Origin of the sequence: Bradyrhizobium sp. 35 (assembly GCF_023073215.1) — a bacterium.
Classification (GTDB): Bacteria; Pseudomonadota; Alphaproteobacteria; order Rhizobiales; family Xanthobacteraceae; genus Bradyrhizobium; species Bradyrhizobium canariense_D.
Genome location: NZ_JADPJC010000110.1, coordinates 25338 through 45682, shown reverse-complemented (window position 1 = coordinate 45682; position 20345 = coordinate 25338). Strand labels below are relative to the sequence as shown.

17 protein-coding genes and 1 pseudogene are annotated in these 20345 nt (G+C 62.3%); 6 read left to right on the top strand and 12 right to left on the bottom strand.

Annotated elements, in window-relative coordinates; translation table 11 throughout:
- Nucleotides 1-60: 60 nt before the first annotated feature.
- On the bottom strand, nucleotides 61-849 hold the full coding sequence (locus IVB36_RS22815) for a nucleoside phosphorylase (protein WP_247393033.1): 789 nt from the start codon (nucleotides 847-849) through the stop codon (nucleotides 61-63).
- A gap of 34 nt (nucleotides 850-883) precedes the next feature.
- On the opposite strand from IVB36_RS22815, the gene IVB36_RS22810 reads away from it, so the two are divergent.
- Complete coding sequence (locus IVB36_RS22810) at nucleotides 884-1504, top strand: class I SAM-dependent methyltransferase (RefSeq protein WP_247393088.1); 621 nt, start codon at nucleotides 884-886, stop codon at nucleotides 1502-1504.
- A 50-nt stretch (nucleotides 1505-1554) separates the two neighbouring features.
- Here the strand turns inward: IVB36_RS22810 and IVB36_RS22805 are convergent, their stop codons facing one another.
- The gene (locus IVB36_RS22805) at nucleotides 1555-2052 is read right to left on the bottom strand and encodes a hypothetical protein (protein WP_247393032.1); all 498 of its coding nucleotides are present in this window, start codon (nucleotides 2050-2052) and stop codon (nucleotides 1555-1557) included.
- Between the two features lie 67 nt (nucleotides 2053-2119).
- Here IVB36_RS22805 and IVB36_RS22800 point away from each other — a divergent pair, with 67 nt between their 5' ends.
- On the top strand, nucleotides 2120-2770 hold the full coding sequence (locus IVB36_RS22800) for a Crp/Fnr family transcriptional regulator (RefSeq protein ID WP_247393031.1): 651 nt from the start codon (nucleotides 2120-2122) through the stop codon (nucleotides 2768-2770).
- Between the two features lie 457 nt (nucleotides 2771-3227).
- Here the strand turns inward: IVB36_RS22800 and IVB36_RS22795 are convergent, their stop codons facing one another.
- The 4 genes from IVB36_RS22795 to IVB36_RS22780 are packed head-to-tail and all read right to left on the bottom strand — an operon-like array spanning nucleotide 3228 to nucleotide 9261.
- Entirely contained in the window at nucleotides 3228-4553 is a 1326-nt protein-coding gene (locus IVB36_RS22795) for an MFS transporter (protein ID WP_247393030.1), read from the bottom strand.
- Nucleotides 4554-4559: 6 nt separating this feature from the next.
- On the bottom strand, nucleotides 4560-7808 hold the full coding sequence (locus IVB36_RS22790) for a CusA/CzcA family heavy metal efflux RND transporter (protein WP_247393029.1): 3249 nt from the start codon (nucleotides 7806-7808) through the stop codon (nucleotides 4560-4562).
- 3 nt (nucleotides 7809-7811) lie between these two features.
- Nucleotides 7812-8969, bottom strand: a complete 1158-nt coding sequence (locus tag IVB36_RS22785) for an efflux RND transporter periplasmic adaptor subunit (protein WP_247393028.1) — start codon at nucleotides 8967-8969, stop codon at nucleotides 7812-7814.
- A 10-nt stretch (nucleotides 8970-8979) separates the two neighbouring features.
- The gene (locus tag IVB36_RS22780) at nucleotides 8980-9261 is read right to left on the bottom strand and encodes a metal-sensing transcriptional repressor (RefSeq protein WP_247393027.1); all 282 of its coding nucleotides are present in this window, start codon (nucleotides 9259-9261) and stop codon (nucleotides 8980-8982) included.
- A gap of 786 nt (nucleotides 9262-10047) precedes the next feature.
- Between IVB36_RS22780 and IVB36_RS22775 the strand changes: the two genes are divergently transcribed.
- Entirely contained in the window at nucleotides 10048-10866 is an 819-nt protein-coding gene (locus tag IVB36_RS22775) for a class I SAM-dependent methyltransferase (protein ID WP_247393026.1), read from the top strand.
- A gap of 377 nt (nucleotides 10867-11243) precedes the next feature.
- Here the strand turns inward: IVB36_RS22775 and IVB36_RS22770 are convergent.
- A pseudogene (locus IVB36_RS22770) lies at nucleotides 11244-12277 on the bottom strand (glycosyltransferase family 4 protein).
- Nucleotides 12278-12548: 271 nt separating this feature from the next.
- On the opposite strand from IVB36_RS22770, the gene IVB36_RS22765 reads away from it, so the two are divergent.
- Complete coding sequence (locus IVB36_RS22765; protein ID WP_247393025.1) at nucleotides 12549-12869, top strand: glucan biosynthesis protein; 321 nt, start codon at nucleotides 12549-12551, stop codon at nucleotides 12867-12869.
- Between the two features lie 852 nt (nucleotides 12870-13721).
- Here IVB36_RS22765 and IVB36_RS40180 read toward each other — a convergent pair.
- From IVB36_RS40180 to IVB36_RS22755, 3 genes are all read right to left on the bottom strand, one after another.
- Nucleotides 13722-13856, bottom strand: coding sequence for a hypothetical protein (locus IVB36_RS40180; RefSeq protein ID WP_256467271.1), 135 nt, complete (start codon nucleotides 13854-13856; stop codon nucleotides 13722-13724).
- A 225-nt stretch (nucleotides 13857-14081) separates the two neighbouring features.
- The gene (locus tag IVB36_RS22760; protein ID WP_247393024.1) at nucleotides 14082-14240 is read right to left on the bottom strand and encodes a hypothetical protein; all 159 of its coding nucleotides are present in this window, start codon (nucleotides 14238-14240) and stop codon (nucleotides 14082-14084) included.
- 225 nt (nucleotides 14241-14465) lie between these two features.
- The gene (locus IVB36_RS22755; RefSeq protein WP_247393023.1) at nucleotides 14466-15479 is read right to left on the bottom strand and encodes a hypothetical protein; all 1014 of its coding nucleotides are present in this window, start codon (nucleotides 15477-15479) and stop codon (nucleotides 14466-14468) included.
- A 187-nt stretch (nucleotides 15480-15666) separates the two neighbouring features.
- Between IVB36_RS22755 and IVB36_RS22750 the strand changes: the two genes are divergently transcribed.
- Complete coding sequence (locus IVB36_RS22750) at nucleotides 15667-16257, top strand: response regulator transcription factor (RefSeq protein WP_247393022.1); 591 nt, start codon at nucleotides 15667-15669, stop codon at nucleotides 16255-16257.
- A gap of 457 nt (nucleotides 16258-16714) precedes the next feature.
- Entirely contained in the window at nucleotides 16715-17911 is a 1197-nt protein-coding gene (locus tag IVB36_RS22745) for a hybrid sensor histidine kinase/response regulator (RefSeq protein WP_247393021.1), read from the top strand.
- On the opposite strand, the gene istB is transcribed toward IVB36_RS22745, so the two are convergent.
- Together istB and istA are read right to left on the bottom strand one after the other, a co-directional pair.
- On the bottom strand, nucleotides 17896-18756 hold the full coding sequence (gene istB / locus IVB36_RS22740; RefSeq protein WP_247393020.1) for an IS21-like element helper ATPase IstB: 861 nt from the start codon (nucleotides 18754-18756) through the stop codon (nucleotides 17896-17898). The two genes, IVB36_RS22745 and istB, sit on opposite strands and share 16 nt — an antisense overlap.
- On the bottom strand, nucleotides 18756-20063 hold the full coding sequence (gene istA / locus IVB36_RS22735; protein ID WP_247393019.1) for an IS21 family transposase: 1308 nt from the start codon (nucleotides 20061-20063) through the stop codon (nucleotides 18756-18758). The genes istB and istA overlap by 1 nt, the downstream gene beginning before the upstream one ends.
- Between the last annotated feature and the right edge of the window lie 282 nt (nucleotides 20064-20345).

The window sequence follows — 20345 nt, the reverse complement described above, 5'->3', positions numbered from 1 at the left end:
GGTGAGGAAGGGGGTTTTGTGCAACCCGCCCAGCATAGCCGATTGAGGAGACGAATCTCTCTATTCTTCGGCCAAAGCAGCTACTATTGGGCCCAGTATCGCCAACGCGTCCACCGCGCCGTCGTCTTCGCCCCTCTCGAAGTCCGCGCCCGTTTGAGCCATCGTGTTCGTCACGTGAGCGACGCAGAGGACTTTGCTTTCGGTGGCGCCGGCGAAGGCGTACAGCGCGGCCGCTTCCATCTCGACGGCAAGTATTCCCCGGTCCGCGGCTGCTTGAACAGCTTGGCTGGTCTCGCGGAACGGGGCATCCGTGGTCCAACTTGCGCCCGCGATAGTTCGCGGTGCGCCATGTTTGATTGCCTCTTTCGCGACTTCCAGCAGGTGAGGACACGCGCTGGCATATTCCGAAGGAGGAGCATAATGGTAGCTCGTTCCTTCGTCGCGCAGCGCCCGCTCGATGATGATGAAGTACGGCGGTTCACCGGCGTCGACGATCTGCCCAGCGGACGTCAAGCTGATCAGGAGCCGACAACCGCTGGCAAACAGTTCCTCGGCGACCAGAACGGCGAACGAGGCCCCCACGGCCCGTCCGACGATGCCGACCTCCCTTCCGGCAAGGGAGAACACATCGAGCTCAGTGTGATAGCATGGCCACCCTCCGAAGGGCTTTGCGCGCCCGGTCCGGCGGAGATGGCGCACGAGATCGCCATCCGGATCGAGCAGGCAAACGGAGGGGACGCCGACCGCCTCGATGCTCTTCTGTCGGCGTGCCTCCCGCATCAACGCAGCCGGCATGAAGACGGAAGGAGCCGAGGGGTCCTTGTTCTCAAGGATCGGGGGGATGGCCATCTATGCACCTTGGATCGATGGAGGGACGGAAGCCATGAACGACCTCGACCGCCAGGCTCATTGGCAGAGCGTATACGCGACGAAAGCAGAAAGGGAAGTTAGCTGGTTTCAGGAGGACCCGGCTCCATCGCTGGATCTCATCGCCGAAGCCGGCATCTCGGCCAACGCGGGCATCATCGACGTCGGTGGTGGCGCCTCACGTCTCGTGGATGGTCTGCTGGAGCGAGGGTTTAGCCGGATTGCGATTCTTGATCTGTCCGCGGAAGCTCTCGAGGCAGCGAAGGAGCGGCTCGGACCGCGCGGGGATGCGGTCGCTTGGATCGTCGCGGACGTTACTACCTGGAATCCTCCGGACACCTACGATCTGTGGCACGATCGAGCCGCCTTCCACTTCCTGACGGATCCCGCCGACCGCGAGGCATATGTCGCTTGCCTGAAGAAGGCCGTGCGCCCCGGCGGGCATGTGATCATCGCGACGTTCGCGCCCGACGGTCCAGAACGGTGCAGCGGACTACCAATCGTTCGGTACGATCCGGAGGCGCTGTCGGCGACGCTGGGGCCTTACTTCGACCTCGTCGGTTCGCGGCGGCACGATCACGTGACCCCCGGCGGCAACACGCAGCGGTTTCAGTTCAGCCGCTTTCTGCGAAGGTAATTGAACGAGGTCGCGAGCGCACCTGAGCCACGCTTTCGTCCCATGCAAGGTTACTTCAGTCGATATCCTGCGTGGCAGCCGACGCAGGCGGCCATCACCTGACCAAGGGCCCCGACGGCGGGCTTCATCTCCCCGGTGACTCCCACATTCTGCGCCTCAATGGCGAAACGGCTTGCGGCCTTGTGCATCGATGTCCCAGCATCCTGCATGCCCTGCGGCATATACTTGGCAACTTCGGAAGCGCCGTGCAGGCGCAACGAACTCATGCCCAGACGCTCCTCCGCGATCTTCGCAGCCTTCTCGGGCTCGCCAGCGGCGAGGGCTTCGTTGATCTGTTGAAGGGTGAGGAGATGATCGCGCATGTTCGCGATGGTGTGCTCGACGAGATCCGGAGGAAATTTCACGAATTCGCGCGTGTCGGCGACGGTGGCGCCGTGCTCCATGTGGCTGTTATCCGTTTTGCCTTGATGGTCGTGATGTTGTGCGACGGCGAAGCCCGCCGAAAGCATTGCAGCACCGGCAACCGCGTAAGTGAGGAATGCGCGCATGTCGAGTCTTCCTGAGTCTCGCGGAAGCGTAGACGGAACACGACTCAGGGCGTATGATCTCGATCATATGGCCACCATCGAAAGAGAACTCAGTGCTCCGCGGCATCCGGCTCCGGACTGGAAGTCCTTGTCACTTGAGTCGCCGCTTTTGGCGGCCCTGCCGGAATCGGCCCGGCGGCTCACGCGATCCATGGAGATCGAGCGCGAGCGCACCCTGTTCAGCCGCGGCGACAGCCCCCAGGCGATGTTCTTCGTAATCTCGGGAGAGGTTCGGCTGCTCCGTCGATCCAAAGCCGGCGGTGAGGTCGTTCTGCAGCGGGCGCAGCGCGGCTTTCTGGCCGAAGCCAGCCTCGATCAGTCGACCTACCACTGCGACGCGGTCGCCGCTGAGCCGTCGAGGCTGTTGGCGTTACCGCGAAGAGCCTTCACCGGCGCGCTCGCAGTCGAGGGCTTTCGAGACAAATGGATTGCTCATCTCGCGCGGGAGCTGCGGAAGGTGCGTGCCCACACGGAAAGGCTAAGCCTCAAGACCGCGCGGGAGCGGATCGTCCACTTCATCGAGACCGAGGGGGAGGGGGGCGTCGTCGACCTGAACCAGTCCAAGAAGGATTGGGCGTCGGAGCTCGGCCTGACTCACGAAGCTCTCTATCGTACGTTGGCGCAGATGGAGAAGTGCAGCGAACTCAGGATTGATCAGTCCCGGTTGACTTTGCAATGACCCGAATGAGGCGTTGTCGATCGATGCCTTTTGGCTATCGCCCGCCGACGCCAGCTCGAAGGACGCCCCGTCCAAATTGCCGCAAAGCGGCCCTGGCTGGCTTCGCAGGATCGGGGTACTTGGGAATTTTCCCAGGTTGAACCTTGCTGCCGTTTTGGGCGTCATAGATTGATGAAACAGGATCGGGATAGGCAGCTGCTGCAAGAGCGGCTGGAGCGCTGCCGCAAGCTCGCCAAGGAGTTCCCAGACGGCACGACGGCTCAGCACCTCCGAGAGCTCGAGGCCGAAATTTTAGACGATCTCCGCGCTTTAGAGACCGAGCAGACTTTTTTGGCCTCCCTTCCGGCATCATTGCTCCAGATTCGATCCCTGCTTGTCGAGAATTTCCGGATCCAACATGTAAAGGGGCTGGAGGACGGCCGACTTCTCACGGAGATGCCAGCGCCAGCGCGTTAGATCACGGCCACCGGATGTGAAGATCGTCGATGACGAAAGCGTGGGTGTGGATACGCTTCTCGCTGTCCAGGTGCGGATGGTCAGGGGCTAGATTCGCGTGTTCGTGCCTGATCACGTCCGGATCCGCTGCGGGCCAGAGCCGCCAAGCGAGGCCCACGCCGGCAAGCGCGACGATGGCGAGCGCAAACAACGTCCCAGCGAGTCCTATTGCCGGTCCTAGCCAGCCCGCGAGAGGGTAGGTGAGCAGCCAGCACAGGTGCGACAGCGCGAACTGAGCGGCGAACACGGCCGGCCGGTCCGCAGCGCCAGCCGAACGGCGCAGCAGGCGCCCAGACGGCGTCATGACGGCGGAGTATCCGATCCCCAATAGCGCCCAAGTCGGCAGAAGCGCGTACCTGACGCCTCCGCTGCCCCCAGATATGGTCATGATCAATCCCAAGAAAACCAGCACTGCAGCCAGCATTCCCGCCGACGAGAGCATGATCCTTCGGTCGGGCAGCCGGTCGAGCAGGCGAGGCAGCAGAAGTGCCGCCGCCATCGAGCCGCCGCCGAAGCAGGCGAGTGCGAGCGCGACGTCGCCATCAGTTCCGCCCATCGCGCCCTTCACCAAGACCACGGTGTTGACGAATACCATCGCTCCCGCTGCGGCGACGGCGAGATTAAGCGCCAGCAAGCCGCGCAAGCGGGGCGTCGCCAGATAGATGCGCATGCCGCGCGTCGTATCGTCATAGAAGCCGCGGCGGGGAAGCGTTGCAGGCGCTTGCGGAATCGTGACGGATACCACCAGCGCAGCCGAGCAGAAGAAGCCGATCACGGTTCCGAAGAAGAGCCAGTTGAAGGTGACCAGGGTCAGCAAGGCGGCTGCAAGCGTTGGGCTCAGAAGACTTTCCAAGTCATATGCCAGTCGGGACAGAGAAAGCGCCTGCGTGTAGTCGCGCTCCTCCCGAAGTACGTCCGGGATGGTCGCCTGAAACGTGGGAGTGAAGGCGGCAGACGCGGACTGCAGCACGAAGATGAGGACGTAGACCTCCCAGACCTGGTCGATGAAGGGCAGCGCGATCGCGACCCCGGCACGGGTCAGGTCCATCGCCACCAGGAAGGTTCGCCGCGGCAAGCGGCTTGCGAGACCGCCTACGACCGGCGCGACGAGAACGTAGGCGACCATCTTGATGGCGAGCGCCGTCCCCAGCACCGCCCCGGCGTTCTCGCCAGCGATACGGAACGCCAGTAATCCCAGCGCTACGGTCATCAGTCCTGTACCGATCAACGCGATGACCTGGGCGGCGAACAGATGGCGGTAGGTGCGGTTAGCAAGGACTGACAGCATGGGCCGCTACTCCGCTGCGCGATCGTGGATGAGGGGCCCGACCGAGCCGCTGCGCCTGTCCGCGGCGGCGGGAACCGCGAAGCGGGCGTACAGTGCGGGTAGAACGACCAGCGTGAGCAGGGTCGCGGTCAGGAGGCCGCCGATCACGACGGTCGCCAGCGGCTTCTGGACCTCGGCACCCGTGCCGGTCGCCAGCGCCATCGGCACGAAACCGAGCGAGGCGACGAGTGCGGTCATCGCGACGGGTCGAAAGCGGGTCAGCGTCCCCTCGCGGATCGCGGTTTCGGGCTCCATGCCCTCGAAGATCAGCCGCCTGATCTGTGTCAGCATGACCAGTCCATTCAGCACGGCCACGCCGGACAACGCGATAAAGCCAACGGCCGCCGAGATGGAGAACGGCATGCCGCGAAGCCAGAGCGCGGCTATCCCGCCGGTCAGCGCGAGTGGAACCGCGCTGAAGACGAGCGCCGCGTCCCGTGCAGAGCCCAGCGCCCCAAACAGCAGCATGAAGATCAGCGCGAAGACGCAAGGGACGACGAAGACGAGGCGCTGGCGCGCGACCGCGAAGTTCTCGAACTGGCCGCCCCAGGCGAGATAGCTGCCCGGCGGCAGCTTCACCTGTTCGGCGACCTTCGCCTGCGCCTCCGTTGCCACCGAGCCGATGTCCCGACCGCGGATCTCGGCCGTTGCCACTACGCGGCGCTTGCCGTTCTCGCGACTGATCTGGTTGTAGCCGACGCTCTGTTCAAACGAAGCTACCGTCCTGAGCGGGATGGACGCGGCGGGCGCGTTCGGATTCGCGTTCGGGAGCGAGAGAGGAAGCTCCTCGAGCGCCGGAATGCTGTCGCGCAGATCGTCCGGAAGCCGCACGACGATCTTAAAGCGGCGGTCGCCTTCGAAGACGAGACCGGCGTCGGTGCCGCCGATCGCGGTCGCAATGAGGTCCTGCACCGAGGCCAGGCTCAGGCCCCGCCGCGCGATCTCGCCCTTGTCGATATTGATGTCGAGGAACGGAAGACCGGTTGTCTGCTCGGTCTTCACGTTCTCGGCGCCGGCGATCTTGCGGATGACCTCGGAGATCTGGCCCGCGGACTTTTGCATCCGCTCGAAGTCGTCGCCGAAGACCTTGACGGCCAGATCCTCTCGGACGCCGGCGATGAGTTCGTTGAACCGCATCTCGATCGGCTGCGAGAAGCCGACCTTGTTGCCGGGAAGCTTCGCGGTCACCTCCTCGATCTTCTTGATCAGATCTTCCTTCGTCATCGAAGGATCGGGCCATTCCTCCTGCGGCTTGACGATGATGTAGGTGTCGGACGCGGACGGCGGCATGGGGTCGGCGGCGAGATCGGGCGTGCCGGTGCGCGAGAAGACGAACGAGACCTCCTCCAGGGTGCTGATCTGGCGCTCGATGAGAAGCTGCATCCTTTGAGACTGCGCAAGCGCCGTGGACGGCACGCGCTTCACCTCCATGACGATATTCTTCTCGTCGAGGATGGGGGTAAATTCCTGGCCAAGACGCGTGAACAGGAGCACCGCGCCGACGAAGAGAAGGCCTGCAGCAACGACGACGGGGAGCGGTCTTGCGATCGATCCGGCGAGGAGCGGGGCGTACCAGCGCTTCAGCGTTCGGACGATGACGTTCTCGCGCTCCATGACGCGGCCGCGTATCGCGATGGCGACGGCCGCGGGGACGAAGGTCAGCGACACGACGAAGGCTACGGCCAGCGCGATCATCACGGTGAGCGCCATGGGTTCGAAGGTCTTTCCCTCGACGCCGGAGAATGCGAGCAGGGGCGTGTAGACCAGGATGATGATGATCTGGCCGAACACGGAAGGACGGATCATCTCGACGGTGGACGCCGTCACGGTGTCCAGACGCTCCTGCAGCGACAGCGCGCGGCCGAGTTCGCGCTGGCGCTCGGCGAGGTGCCGGAGGCTGTTCTCCGCGATGATGACGGCGCCGTCGACGATGAGGCCGAAGTCGAGCGCACCGAGGCTCATGAGGTTCGCGCTGATCCGCCCCTGCAGCATCCCGCTCGCGGTGACGAGCATCGTGACCGGGATGACGAGGGCCGTGACTAGCGCGGCGCGGAAGTTTCCGAGCAGGACGAAGAGCACGGCGATCACCAGGAGGGCGCCTTCGGCGAGGTTCTTGGCGACCGTCTGGATGGTGGCGTCGACCAGTTGCGTGCGATTGAGGACCGTGTGGGCGTAGATCCCCGGCGGTAACGTCTTGCCGATCGCCTTGATCTTAGCATCCGCTGCGGCTGCTACCGTCCGGCTGTTGCCGCCGACCAGCATCAGCGCTGTGCCGAGCACGACCTCGCGCCCGTCGACGCTCGCGCTGCCGGTCCGGAGCTCCTTTCCGATAGCGACCTCGGCGACGTCCCTGACGCGGACCGGCACGCCGCCACGTGTCGCGACGACGATGTTCTCGATGTCTTCCAGGTTCTCGACGCGGCCAGCGGCGCGCACGACGTACCCTTCGCCGTTCTGCTCGATGTAGTTCGCGCCGCGGCTGGCGTTGTTGGCCTCGATCGCCTCGATGATCTGCTTCAAGGACAACCCGTAGCCGACGAGCTTAGCTGGATCCGGCTGCACCTGGTACTGTTTGACGAAGCCGCCGATGGCATCGGCGCCGGCGACGCCCGGCACAGTCTTTATCTGAGGCCGGACGATCCAGTCCTGCACGGTCCGAAGGTAGACGGTGCGCTGGAAATCGTCGGTCAGCCGCCCGCCTTCCGGAGTGAGGTAACTGCCGTCGGTCTGCCAGCCGGGCTTTCCGTCGCGGACAGGTACGGACGCGCCAGGCTTTTCGTATTCCACGGCCCACCAGTAGATCTCGCCGAGGCCCGTCGAGACCGGTCCCATCCGGATGTCGACACCCGGGGGCATATCGGTCTTGGCTTCGCTGATACGCTCGGCGACGAGTTGCCGCGCGAAATAGATGTTGGTCCGGTCGGCGAAGACGGCGGTGATCTGCGCGAAGCCGTTGCGCGAGAAGGAGCGCGTCGATTCCAGACCGGGCGTGCCGGCGAGCGCCGTCTCCAGCATGACCGTGACCTGCTTCTCGATCTCGACCGGCGTCATGGCCGGCGCCACGGCGTTGACCTGCACCTGGACGTTCGTGACGTCGGGCACGGCGTCGATCGGAAGCTTCGTCAGCGACCAGAAGCCGGACGCAGCCGCGGCCAAGGCGATCAGCACGACCAGCCATCTCCGGCGGACCGAGAATTCGACGATGCGTTCGATCATCGCTCAGTCCTCGTCGCCGGGCTTGGATACCTCCGCCTTGAGCGGGAACGTGTTCGAGGCGGCTACGGTCTCGCCGGCAGCCAAACCAGAGATCACCTCGACGACCGGTCCGTCTCGTCCGCCGAGCACGACGTTGCGGGCTTCGAAACCTTCCTTGGTCCGGACGAAGACGGTCTTGCGCCCGTCAAGGGTCTGGAGTGCAGCAAAGGGGATGGTGACCGCCGCATCATGGCTTTCGACTGCGATCTTGGCCGTGACGAAGGAGCCGGGACGCCATCGGCCGCCGGCGTTGTCGAGCGAGACCACGACGCGGGCCGTGCGGGTATCCTTGTCCAGCAGGGGGCTGACGAACGTGATCTTACCCGAGCCGGTCTCCGCGATCCCGCGCACGGCCACGGCCACATCCTGGCCCTCCCTGACCAGGGGCAGGTCGGTCGCCGAGACCGCCAGGTCGACCCAAACCCGGCTGAGGTCGACGATGACGAAGAGTTCGGTCTCCAGACTGTCCCGTCCAACCGCGGTGCCGAGCTCCACCTTTCGCTCGACGATACGTCCGGAGATGGTGGCGCGGACGTTCTGGCTGCGCAGCATCCTGTCCGGCGCCTGCGGCAGGCCGGAGATCTCCGCGTCGCTGATGCCGAGCGCCATCAGCTTCTGGCGCGCGATGCCGAAGCGCATTTCGGTCTGCGCCGCCGCGTTGCGCGACTTGATGTACTGCTGCTCGGGGACGGCGCGCCCCTCCCACAGCGACTTGTCGCGCGACGTAAGGTCCTGCTGCAGTTCGTTCGAGAGTTTGGCAGAGAGATACTCGCTCTTGGCGTCGGCGACCTCACGGCTTTCCAGAACGCCCAGGACTTCGTCCTTCTGAACGTCGTCGCCGATGTTCTTGCGCAGATCGGCGACGGCTCCGGAAACTTTGATGGAGACGTGTGCGACCCGGCCTGCGTCGGGGACGATCGTGCCCGGCACGGTCAGCCGTTTGGCGATGGAGGCGGGGCCCGCTTGACGAAGTTCGATCTCCGACAGCCGGACGCGTTCGTCGTCCATGACGATGACCCCCGGCTTCTCGGAATCCACCTGCGCCCTCGTCGGCACGATGGTGCCGGCCGCGGCAATCGTCGCGACGAGGACCATGCAGGCCGTCCGTATCCCCGGGATCATCTTTTGCTTCCTACAGGTAGCGCGAAATCGCCTTGAATTCGGCGAGGACGCTCTTGGTCGACTTGCCCGATCCGCCGTTGGCTGCGGCATCCAGGCAATTGTCGACGTGATCGTGGATCAGGGTCTTCTTCGCCTCGGCGATTGCCTTCTCGACGGCGTGGAGTTGCTGCGCGAGGTCGAGGCACGGTCGCCCTTCCGCGAGCATCGCGATGACCTTTTGGAGATGCCCGTCGGCCCGCTTCAGCCGCTTGACGATCTCCGGGTGGCTTTCGTGAACGTGATCCTTGCTCATGGTCAAATATCCTATCCCCTGGGGGGGATACCTGAATTCAGCCGTCCCGGCAACAGCCTGGAGACTTGCCGCGGAACGTCAAATCGACGCGGCGCGTAGCCTGGCGAGCGAGGGTCCGTGGGCGGCGGAGCAGATCGATGACCTACGCAGCTTGAAGTGAACCATGGTGCGTCAAACCAGTTCTTCCGGTGGGACCGGACCCGATTCGTGTTCCGATCCGCAAGGTCGTTGGCCAGATAGGCGGCGGCGTACTGAGAGCGAAGGAATCAGGTCTAATGACCAGTGAGGGGACGGGCGGCCACATCGCCGACGATGAACATCGGCATGTCGACCACGACCACCGGCATGGAAACGCCACCCATAATGATCATCAAGGCCACGTTCACGCGCCGGCGACAGCTCGCTTCAGACGTACCGCTGCGTGGCTCGATAGGCCAGACTCGGAGCATGCTGCCTGCCTGATGTCACAGTCCGGGCCTGGCGAGGTTCTGGTCTCGTAGTAACCGATCTGGTCCCCCGTAGCCGCCAGAGCCCACGGCATCTCCTGTCCAAAGGGCCGCGCGCTTTCGGCATAGGATGGCCTGTCAATCGCCAATGAACCTTTCTAATTATGGTCAAGACCTAACCTGTGTGCGGCTGAGCACGGGCCTGGTTTTCCGGCCCGTGGTGCTTGTGTAGCGAAGCTGCTGAGAATTGATAGGTGTCCGCACCGTTCTTGCTGCGCGGTTCAACCGTCACCGGCCGCAGCCCAACATCAGATAGCGAGCAATGGGAAGGAGAACAGTGATGAGCACTACTAACCCAAACAAAGCGCTCTGGGAAAAAGGCGACTTCACGAGACTGGCGGCGACCATGCGAGAGAGCGGAGAGGCACTCGCCAACTCGCTCGGCTCCGCACAGGGAATGAAGATTCTAGACCTCGGATGCGGTGACGGAACGACTGCCATTCCACAGGCCAAGCTTGGCGGCGACGTGCTCGGCGTCGACATTGCCAGCAACCTCGTGCGGGCCGGCAACAACCGCGCGAAGGAGATGGGTCTTCTCAATTGCCGTTTTCAGGAGGGTGACGCCTCTCACCTCGATGACCTCGCTGACAAAAGCTTCGATCGCGTCGTGAGCATTTTCGGTGCCATGTTCGCGCCAAGGCCGTTCGACGTGGCCAAGGAAATGGTGCGTGTGACACGCCCGGGCGGACGGATCATCATGGGAAATTGGATTCCTGGCGATCCAACCCTGGTTGCCCAGATCCTGAAGATTGCGGCCGCCTATACTCCGCCCCCGCCAGAGGGCTTTGTCAGTCCGATGACCTGGGGCATCGAGAGCAATGTTGTCGAGCGGTTTGGCAGCGCCGGCATCGCCAGAGAAAATATCTCGTTCTCTCGTGATACCTACAACTTCAGTTTTCCAGGCACGCCGGTCCAGTTCGTCGCTGTGTTCCGCGACTATTACGGCCCCACGATGAATGCGTTCGAGGCGGCAGAAAAGAACGGCCGCAAGGCGGAGCTGCAAAAACAGATGGAAACGCTGTTCATCAGCCAAAACACGAGCCAGGAGGCGACGTCCATCCCCGCCACTTTCCTCCGCGTTAGCGTAGCAGTTGGGTGATATACTGTCGTGTACGGTCGGTAGCCTCCTGGCATGTAAATTCGGCGCCGGTCCCGAGCGGATCGGCGAGCTAAGCTTGGACATCTGTGCACAGGGAGCCGAATCCGTGGTGAAGACCACGAAGGTCGGCACCCGCGGCTCTGGACAGCATTGGAGTTGGAAATGCCTGTAGTAATTTTATAGACCGTTCCTGCGTCTTCGTTGTAGGCGGCGACAGCTATTTTCTGGTTCACGTGCACTGAGTGATTAGAGGCTCGCACAAAGGGCCGGTCGGGGAACCCGGGCGCCCATTCGACTGGCCGGCGACAACGCGCAAAGTTCGCCGTCGCGGCCGCGGCCGCGATCGAGGCGACCGCGAATCCTTTACGGAATTGGCTTCACGCCTGGCGCCCTCCGCGGGCGATCAGCTCGCGATACCGAGCTTCGTAATCTCTCGCCATCCGGCTCGCGGCGAAACGCTCCTCGAACCGAGCGCGAATTCTTCTTCGGTCCAGTCGGCCCACTTCGCTGAGAGCCTCGATCGCCTGCTTCTCGCCGTCCACGAAGAAGCCTGTGACGCCGTTCCACGACTTTCGGCACCGAACCCGAGCGGTATGCGATCACGGGCGTACCGCACGCCATCGCCTCGATCATGACGAGTCCGAATGGCTCCGGCCAATCGATAGGAAATAGGAGGGCGACCGCGCTGGCGAGGAACAGCTGCTTCCGGATTTCGTCCACCTCGCCGATGAGCCTGATCTCTTCCCCGTCGATCTCGGGTTCGATCTTCCTCTTGAAGTAGGCCGTCTCCGCGCGCGGTATCTTGGCCGCGATCCGCAGCGGCATCCTCACGGCGCGTGCGATGCGTACGGCATCTTCCGGTCCCTTCTCCGCCGTGAGCCGTCCGAGAAAAGGCCAGGTAGGAAACCGGTTGGTAGCAGGGCTGAAGCAGCTCCCTGGGCAGCCCGTGCTGAATTGTCGCGATCCAGTTCGCCTCCGGAAGCGGCCGGCGCTGGTTGTCGGAGATAGAAACGAAGGGAGCTTCCGGAAAAGCTCCGATCACGTCGGACAGGCCCGGAAGGTCGAGCCGGCCATGCATAGTCGTCAGGAACGGCACCCGGGCCCGGCTTAGTACAGGCAGAGGCAGCCAGTCGACATGAGAGTGAACGACGTCGAAGTCGCACGCGCGCTCGGCGATTGCCTCGATCATCACCGCGCATGCCGCTTTTGGATCAACGCCCTTCCGCCCCAGGCGCAGCGCGCGCGGCCATACTGCCTGCAGCGTTGCTTTCGTCTTCGAATCCCCACTGGCAAACAGGGTGACGTCGTGTCCAAGCCCAACCAGTTCGTCCACCAACCAGGCGATCACGCGCTTCGTGCCGCCATATTGCTTCGGCGGGACGCTTTCGGCGAGTGGCGCGAGCTGGGCGATCCGCTTCGGCTAGGTCCCGAACACGAACTGCAGGACGATGACAAAGCCGGCGGAAAAGATCGAGGCGATGGCGAGCAGCGTCCAGCCGGGCCTTGTGCTTCCGCGAGCAGCCCGCGCGACGAGCATCTTCGGGTCCCTCAACATTCGTCCGGAAGCCGCCGTAGGTAGTCAATCCCAAAGCTGGCGAGCTCTTCGGAATCGCTCTGGCGCTCTTGCCCTATCCCCCGCAGGTGGCGTTAACCGACGCCAGCTTGTTCGAGGGTCGGCGGTATTGCCGGCGTTGCTACTCGCTTCGCGCACCGGTTTCGCCGCCGCTGTCCCGTCGGAAGGCGCGTTCAGCCCTTCCTCCGTGGGGGACTTCGCCCGCATGTTGGCGGGCAAACCCTACGAAGCGCCGGACGAGAAGCTGCCGGGCGGCTTGAAGGATCTCGACTACGATCAGTACCGCTCGATCCGCTTCCTGCCCGAACGTGCCCTTTGGCGCGGCAAGAATCTTCCTTTCGAAGCGCAGTTCTTCCATCGCGGCTTCTTCTACAAGAACCGCGTGAACCGCCAACCTCGACAAAGAAGCAAGCGCACTGATCTGATATGAGGGCCGCCGGTTCGCGCTGGGCGGCCATACGGCGAAGGCCGCAGCGGGAGGTCAAAGCGCTGCGGCCCGCGCGTGGTCAAATGAGCCGGGTTAAAAAGACGAAGTGAAATATCCAGCCAGCCCCGGTAACAGAATTTCTGCCCTAGCTTGGTCTCGTTTGCAACATGAAATTCGGCGGAACCGAAGTACATTTATGAGGCATGTTGTTCCAAGATCGGAACGACTCTGTTATTCTTCCGCGCGAACCGGAGCTTGGCGCGTGCGCAACCACAAACCTAAGCAGTGGACCAAGGGCGAGGTCCAAACGCTGGTAAAAATGATCAACAGGGGCTCGACCGCGGGTGAAATTGCAACCGAGCTTGGAAGGTATATCGCGTCCGTCAAACGCGTGGCCCGAGACATGGGATTTTTGCTCCGAAGCGAGAGGAGCGCTGCACAGAGACGTAGACGTATAAGTCTCTTCTAGAATCGCTCTATGCTGGCTCAGCCAAACCTTACGGGAGAGCAGGGAATGATTAGGACCGGCGCATCTTACCGGACGAGGATGCGCCGTGCCGCGGGTACAGGCTGGGGGCGCCTTGCCTTGGCGACGGGTTGACTAACGAGCCTTCGGAGTCGCAATTGCGGCGCCTCGCCGTGCTGAAATCAGGTCTGACCCTCAGAACCCCGGTTGCCGCATCCGCCGCAAACAAACCGCGGCTCGATATCAGAAAACACCCCAACACCGCACCCCTAGCCCCGACGGCAAACTAACGCTCACGCAGCCGCGCTGACGATCGGCGGGCGCTGCAAGACGTCCTATCCTTAGCTGCTCGGCCGGCAAAACGATCACGACACCATCGGCCGCCCGCATCACCGGCCCGGCCATCGGCGTCGGTCGAACCCGAGACCCGCGAGCGTATTGTGAACGCCCTGGCGCTCCAGCTCGGCGACGATCGCCTCTACTACGTTCATCAGCCTGGCTAGGTCGGCGGTGGTGTCAGTCATCGTCGGTGCCCTCGGTATTGCCGAGGCCATCGTACCACGCTCGCCATGGGCAGCGAGCGCTCCGCGCTAATGATGGATCCTACGCCGGCTTCCCACTGCCGCCCCGATCGCGAGGAGAAGGATCGACTGCCCCGAGTCAGGCAGAATGATGCCCATATGCGCCTCCGCGTTTCGACCGAAAACCGTCGCGAGGCCGCGCCGTTCCTGGGTAGCGAGCGCTCCGCGCTACCGACTCATCACCGCGTGGGTGTCGGTCACCAAGCCCGGCCGCTGCACAAGGATTGCTGCGACCGCCACCAGAAGCAGCATCGCAGCGATCATGATGGCAATCCACTTTCTGTCATCCATGGGAGCCAATGCCGGCCGCGAGGTCTCGTTCCCCATGGGTTTTCTTCGGCTTGTCCACAGCAATCCGGCTTAGGACGACCTAACAGCCATACCTCGAAGGCATCGGCCAATGGTCGGCTATGCGTGAAAAGCGCGTGAAAAAATGGGACCTCGAACTTTGGGCTGCGGCGAAGTGAAAATCATTGCCGCTCGCAGCCCTTGCGGGCTCGGCTCGCGCATCGATGTTAGGCGAGCGATGGGACACCGCACCAATTGCAGCTCTCACGCGACGGGCCTGTCACGGCGTCCCAGCGAGTCCACCAGGCGCGGTGCGATCGTCGGCCTATCCAATATCTTCGCCATGGAGCGCACCCATGGAAGTGAGCGCTTCATCGCAAGCGGTAGCATGAAGATCGGAAAAGCGCTCATCGCCAGGAACAGCTCGGCGCCGGGACGAGCCGCCAGAAAGGGCGTTGCAGCCGCCCAAACAAGCGTAACGTTTCTATTTCCACTCACAAGCCCGATCGTGAGGCTTCGGACTTGTCCCGCGTGGAAAAACATGGCGGCACCCGCAATCTGGAGCAGAATGTTCATGCCGAAAGCAAGCATCAGAACTTCGAATGCACGCAGGGGGTCGGTGCTGATCTGCTGGTTCATCCCATGCATCGCGCCGATGGCCACTACGATGAGTTCAACAACCGATATACCAGTCATCGCGTGTGGATTGGCACGTACGCTTGCGCCGGCGTAGCGCTGCAACAGCCATGAGCAAGCGGCTGCTCCGCCGACGATGACCGCCAGCCGCATTGACAGCGCCGCCATATCGATTTCGAGCTGAGCGCCGGCCATCAAATTCGCCAATTGAGGCAGGTACACCGGCGCGGCGACGGTCGCCGCAACGGTACAGATCAACGCGAGAGAGGCATTGAGGCCCAGCATCGCAACGATCGCAGCTGCGCTGCCGACCGGCGGCGCCAAGCTTGCTAGCACAATTCCGACGTCGATATCGGCGGGAAGGTGTGTCGTTCTGACCAAAAGATAGGCTGCGCCAGGAACACCGAAGGTCGTCCACGCCAGGATCAGGCAAATGCGGAGCCGCGACTTCATCTCGAGCGCGAACGCACTGGCTTCGACTCTCAGGAACGCGCCCAACGTGAAGATGAAGACCGCTACGCCCATTAGAGGGCGGGCAGCGTCGGCCCATGCAGGCAGAAACAGGCCGATCGTGACGCCAACGCAGAGCAACAAGGGGCCGTGACGGCCGGCGGCTGTCAGCCAGAAAAGCGGTCTGGACATTTGGATCTCCCAAGAGCACGACGACTACGGCATCGTGCCGGCAGCGCGGACGGGGCTCCAGATAGCGATTTCAACAGGTGTAGATTTCGACGGGGGTTCGCAACTTGCCGAGAGAATCCAAAGCCGAATACATTGACCCGGCGGCCGATTTCGAGACAATTGACGGCAAAATGCCTTCAAGTGAACCATGCCTTCAGTCCTGTTCGTTGACGATCATCCTATCTATCTCGACGCCGTCCGGCGTACGCTCGAGCAGGAGATCCTCGGGCTTGTCGTAAGAACCGCAAACAGTTGTCAGTCGGCCCTGAAAGCGATTGCGACCCACGAACTAGATTTGTGTCTCGCCGACTATCGATTGCCGGATGGAGACGGGCTCTCGCTCCTGGCCGAAGTCAAGAGATCACGGCCGCTAGTTGCGCTTGGCCTTCTAAGCGCCGACCTGTCTCCCTCGCTTGCGAATGAAGCGAAAGCTGTTGGTGCCGTACTCTGTCTCTCGAAAGACAAGACGTCCTACGAACTGGTCGCTGCGATCGAAATCGCTTTTGCGGGCGGTAAAGTGTACAACCTCGTTGGGCCGGAGGCTGACGGCGGCTTGTCCCTTCGCCGTCGCGAGATCTTGATCTATGCGAGCCAAGGCTTATTGGACAAGCAGATCGGCGAGCGCCTCGGGGTGACCGAAAGCACCGTTCGAGCTCACTGGGCGCGAATATTTGAGCAGCTTCAGATTGCCAATAGGACCGAAGCTGTAACCCGAGCGCTCCGGCAAAGGCTGATCTGAGATGTCCGAGAGGCCTGACGCCGCTCGTGCGAATGCAATTAAGCGCGAACGCGTGCACCTCTTCTTTAGAACAAGATATGTCCCCTACCTGGGCCGGTTACGTCTACTTCAACTACTTTCCGTAGGTGGCGCCCTATACACAGGTTTGCTCGTCTGGCTCGTTTGTGATCTGCCCCCACTTCAGGTGGTCGCCTACGGCTCTGCCGTCATGATCGCAGAGGTGTTAGTGACGAAAATCAACGAGGCATTTGAGCGAGCGCGTCCTGCAGACGAGTGCTTGTGGAGGTGGGGATGGGCAAAGACCGCCCTCTGCGGATTGGTTGCCGTGGCATGGAGCCTCGGCCCGTTCCTACTACATGTTCCGTTGGCCCCATCCTCTGTACTTATTCCAGTCACCGCGTTGATTTACTTCGTTACCGCCAGCAGTGGAATGGTCGGGTCTGACTACGCCCCATGCATGGTTGTTTTCCCCCTGTCAGCGATCCTGCCGTCCGCATTGTGGCTCACAACGTCTGGTCCTCCGTTCGGAATCGAGCATACGGCTGCCATCTGTTTATTGGCCTTGCTTCCCTGTATGGCTGCAACTGGATCGATCGGACTAAGCAAGTCGAAGATCGCTATCAATAACCGACTTGATATTGCAGAACTTCTGGAGATCAAAGCGAGGCAAGCTCAACAGATCGAGGAGCTTTTTGCGGAGCGCACTCGTTTCTTTAGCGCTGCCAGTCACGATTTGCGGCAGCCGCTGAACGCCATGGGAATGTATTTCGAATTGCTTTCTCGTTCGCCTTACCACGGCGACCGAGGTGAAATCTTGGATCGTCTGCGTGATTGCGCTGGAAGTCTGATGAGACAGTTCGACGCTATCATGGAGGTGGCAGCAGCCGACGCGGACATTCGCAATGTCAACGAGAGAGAGACTGCAGTCCAAGAGATATTCGAGAGAGTATCTGCTACGCTTGAACCAAGGCGGAAAGAAAAGGTCTTCAATTGCGCACGGTCCATTCTCGCTTCCATTGCCTCGTTGATCCAGTGTTGCTCGAACGCGTGTTGCTCAACCTCGCCGGCAACGCCATCAAATACACGGAAAAAGGCGGGGTTTTGCTGGGGGCTCGCGCCCGAGGTGCCAGCGTCGAAATATGGGTCGTCGATACAGGAATTGGAATCGAAGCTAAGCACGTCGACTCGATATTCGATGACTTCTATCAGGTTGATAACCCTGAGCGGAACAGGGACAAAGGACTGGGGCATAGGTTTGGCAGTCGTTCGCCGCCTGTGCTCGGCAATGCAGTGGGAAATCGACCTGAGGTCGCTGCCGCGCCGGGGAACGACGTTTACGTTGTCAGTTCCTAAAGTAGATGCCGTAGTAATGGCCCCGGAGGGGCCCACACTTGTCGGTCAGACCACTTCTGCACAGGAGATGCCCGGCATCGTTGTGATCGACGACGACCCCGGGACACGTGACTCGCTGCGGCGTCTCCTGAGTCAGTCGGCTTATGAGTGTTTCACTTTTGATGCCGGGGAGCCGGCCGTAAACTTCCTACGAAATGAGGGACAGCAAAAACCTTGGCATATATTGTCAAACGCCATCCGGAACTGCCCCCTTTGCGTCATGAAGAACTGCCCCCACCATCTGGGTTATGATCTCGGTTGAAGGTTGTTTCCGACGGTGACGGGCCGGAGGGAGGCGGAGCCGACCGGAGGGCCGTCACCGTCGGGCGGCGGCTTGATGAGGCCGCTCTTGCGCTTGGCGCGGAGCCGGTAGCTGTCGCCGCGGATCGTCAGCACGTGGCTGTGGTGCAGGAGCCGATCGAGGATGGCGGTGGCGACCACGGGATCGGCGAACACGGTGCCCCATTCGGCAACGCTGCGGTTCGACGTGATCAGCATGGCACCGGTTTCGTAGCGCCGACTGACCAGCTGGAAGAACAGATGCGCGGCGTCCGGCTCCAGCGGCAGGTAGCCGAGTTCGTCGACGATCAGCAGCTTTGGCTTCGACAACGCGAGCAGTTTCTCGTCCAGGCGTCGCTCGCCGTGCGCCTTGGCGAGGCCAGCGACCAGCGTCGTCGCCGTGGTGAACTGCACCGTATACCCGGCCAGGATTGCCTCTCGCCCGAGTGCAATGGACAGGTGCGTCTTGCCGACGCCCGGCGGGCCAAGCAGCAGCACGTTCTCTCCGTTGGCGATCCAGCGTGACGCGGCAAGATCACGGATCTGCTTTGGATCGATCGACGGCTGCGCCTCGAAGTCGAAGCCAGCAAGCTCCTTCACGGCCGGGAAGTGTGCGAGCTTCAGCGCCATCTCGATGCGGCGATGATCCTTGCGTGCGATCTCGCGCTCACACAGCAGGATCAGCGTCTCACGTGCCGACAAGTTTGCGCGCGCCGCTTCGTCGAGCAGGCTGTCGAGCTGATCGCGGATGCCGGAGAGCTGCAATCGCGCCAGCATGGCATCGAGCGGATCGGTTGTTGCTTCAATGACCTTCTTTGCCCGCGCCATCAGAAGCTTCCTCCGACGACGGCTTCGTATTCGGCAAGAGGACGTAACAGCGACGGCGGTGGAGATGGCGCCAGCACCGTCGCCGCCCCGATCTCCGCCCGGCGGACCGCGCCATTGCGCCCAGCAACACCATCGAGATGGGCGGAGTCGACGATCCGCAGCCGGCGCCCCTCCGCTTGCTTATGGACCGCAACCTGGTGCAATCCATGGCGGATCCGCACTTCGCCGGCCGCGATCGTTACAGCCACGCGCTCGCCAATAAGGCGCCACGGTACCGAGTAGCTGTTTGTCTCGATCTCGATGGCGCAATCATTGCTGACGACGCGGGTCAGTTCACGCAAGGATCCGAACGACGGCTGCCCGCCGAGCGGCTTCAACCGGTGTATCTCGTCACGCCCAAAGCGGATGATCGGCGCCTCGCCGGTCGTGCCGTGGATGAACGTCGCAACCTCACGCTCCCACCTGTCGAGATGCGCCTCGAATGCCTCCCAGCTCGGGAAAGAATGACCCGCAATCGCGTTCTTCTTCACGTAGCCGACGCCGTTCTCTGTCTTGCCCTTCGTGCGGGCCCGATATGGCGCGCAGGCGCGAGGACGGAAGCCCCAATGTTTTGCGAAGGCAATCAGCTTGTCGTTAAACTGAACCGACCGGCTCACTGCGTCGTGGTGCACCACGAGCGCCCGAGGATTGTCCATCAGCACTTCCTCCGGCACACCGCCGAAGGTCGTGAATGTGCTCTCGAGCCCGGCGAACCAATGCTCCTGCCTCTCGGCCCGGAACGCACGCACGTGGAGCCGTCGCGAGTGTCCGAGCGTTGCCACGAACACGAATGCCTTGACTTTCGCTCCTCCAATCTCAACCAGGCGCTCCCCGAAGTCGATCTGCAGCTGGCGGCCTGGCGGCGTCTCAAACCGCGTCGTCGCCAGCGCCTCCGCCTTCAGCGCCTGGCGATAGGGCTGCACGGCGCGTTGCAGCGTTCGCCGGCTGACTGCCACGCCTTTCTCGGCCAAAAGGTCCTGGCGCACCACGTCGGCATTGCCGCGATGCCGAATGAGCCTCTCGCGCAGCCAACTCTCAAGGCCGTTGAGACGCTTCCGCCGCTCAGGCGACTTGAACGGCTTCAGCCCGCCCGCCGCCACGTAGTCCTTCACCGTGTGGTGGCTGCAGCCCAGCTGCCGAGCAATCCGCTTCAGACCCCACCCGCACGCCCTCAGGCGCAACATCTCCGCCACGTCATCCGGCGTCTTCATCACCTGCCCCCGTGGATCAATCCACGACGAGCTTTCCGTGATTCGTTCCTGCTTCATTCACTCTCTCCTCAGCTATCCGAGGAGGAGGCAATTCCTCGTGACGCTGAGGGGGCAGTTTTCCATGGCGCGCGACACATATATTGCTAGACTACCGATTAGCAGGCGCCGAAACAGGCTTTTCGATCGCGGATAAGATCACATCGTTGGGGACAGGTAAGACCCGCATTAGCCTCATGACTGGAGATATAGGGAGTGAGATAGCCGATGGAGCAAAGCAGCGGGGACTTATTCTGATAAGAAAGCCGATCCAGCCGATCCGGTTGAATGCACTTCTGAGCT

Bases quoted from the DNA above. Each gene is read 5' to 3' on its own strand.
- IVB36_RS22785 (WP_247393028.1), bottom strand. From the start codon at position 8,969: ATGATCCCGGGGATACGGACGGCCTGCATGGTCCTCGTCGCGACGATT.
- IVB36_RS22750 (WP_247393022.1), top strand. From the start codon at position 15,667: ATGCCTTCAGTCCTGTTCGTTGACGATCATCCTATCTATCTCGACGCC.
- IVB36_RS22780 (WP_247393027.1), bottom strand. From the start codon at position 9,261: ATGAGCAAGGATCACGTTCACGAAAGCCACCCGGAGATCGTCAAGCGG.
- IVB36_RS22760 (WP_247393024.1), bottom strand. From the start codon at position 14,240: ATGGGGAACGAGACCTCGCGGCCGGCATTGGCTCCCATGGATGACAGA.
- IVB36_RS40180 (WP_256467271.1), bottom strand. From the start codon at position 13,856: ATGACTGACACCACCGCCGACCTAGCCAGGCTGATGAACGTAGTAGAG.
- IVB36_RS22775 (WP_247393026.1), top strand. From the start codon at position 10,048: ATGAGCACTACTAACCCAAACAAAGCGCTCTGGGAAAAAGGCGACTTC.
- IVB36_RS22810 (WP_247393088.1), top strand. From the start codon at position 884: ATGAACGACCTCGACCGCCAGGCTCATTGGCAGAGCGTATACGCGACG.
- IVB36_RS22790 (WP_247393029.1), bottom strand. From the start codon at position 7,808: ATGATCGAACGCATCGTCGAATTCTCGGTCCGCCGGAGATGGCTGGTC.
- istB (WP_247393020.1), bottom strand. From the start codon at position 18,756: ATGGCGCGGGCAAAGAAGGTCATTGAAGCAACAACCGATCCGCTCGAT.
- istA (WP_247393019.1), bottom strand. From the start codon at position 20,063: ATGAAGCAGGAACGAATCACGGAAAGCTCGTCGTGGATTGATCCACGG.
- IVB36_RS22755 (WP_247393023.1), bottom strand. From the start codon at position 15,479: ATGTCCAGACCGCTTTTCTGGCTGACAGCCGCCGGCCGTCACGGCCCC.
- IVB36_RS22805 (WP_247393032.1), bottom strand. From the start codon at position 2,052: ATGCGCGCATTCCTCACTTACGCGGTTGCCGGTGCTGCAATGCTTTCG.
- IVB36_RS22745 (WP_247393021.1), top strand. From the start codon at position 16,715: ATGGTTGTTTTCCCCCTGTCAGCGATCCTGCCGTCCGCATTGTGGCTC.
- IVB36_RS22815 (WP_247393033.1), bottom strand. From the start codon at position 849: ATGGCCATCCCCCCGATCCTTGAGAACAAGGACCCCTCGGCTCCTTCC.
- IVB36_RS22795 (WP_247393030.1), bottom strand. From the start codon at position 4,553: ATGCTGTCAGTCCTTGCTAACCGCACCTACCGCCATCTGTTCGCCGCC.
- IVB36_RS22800 (WP_247393031.1), top strand. From the start codon at position 2,120: ATGGCCACCATCGAAAGAGAACTCAGTGCTCCGCGGCATCCGGCTCCG.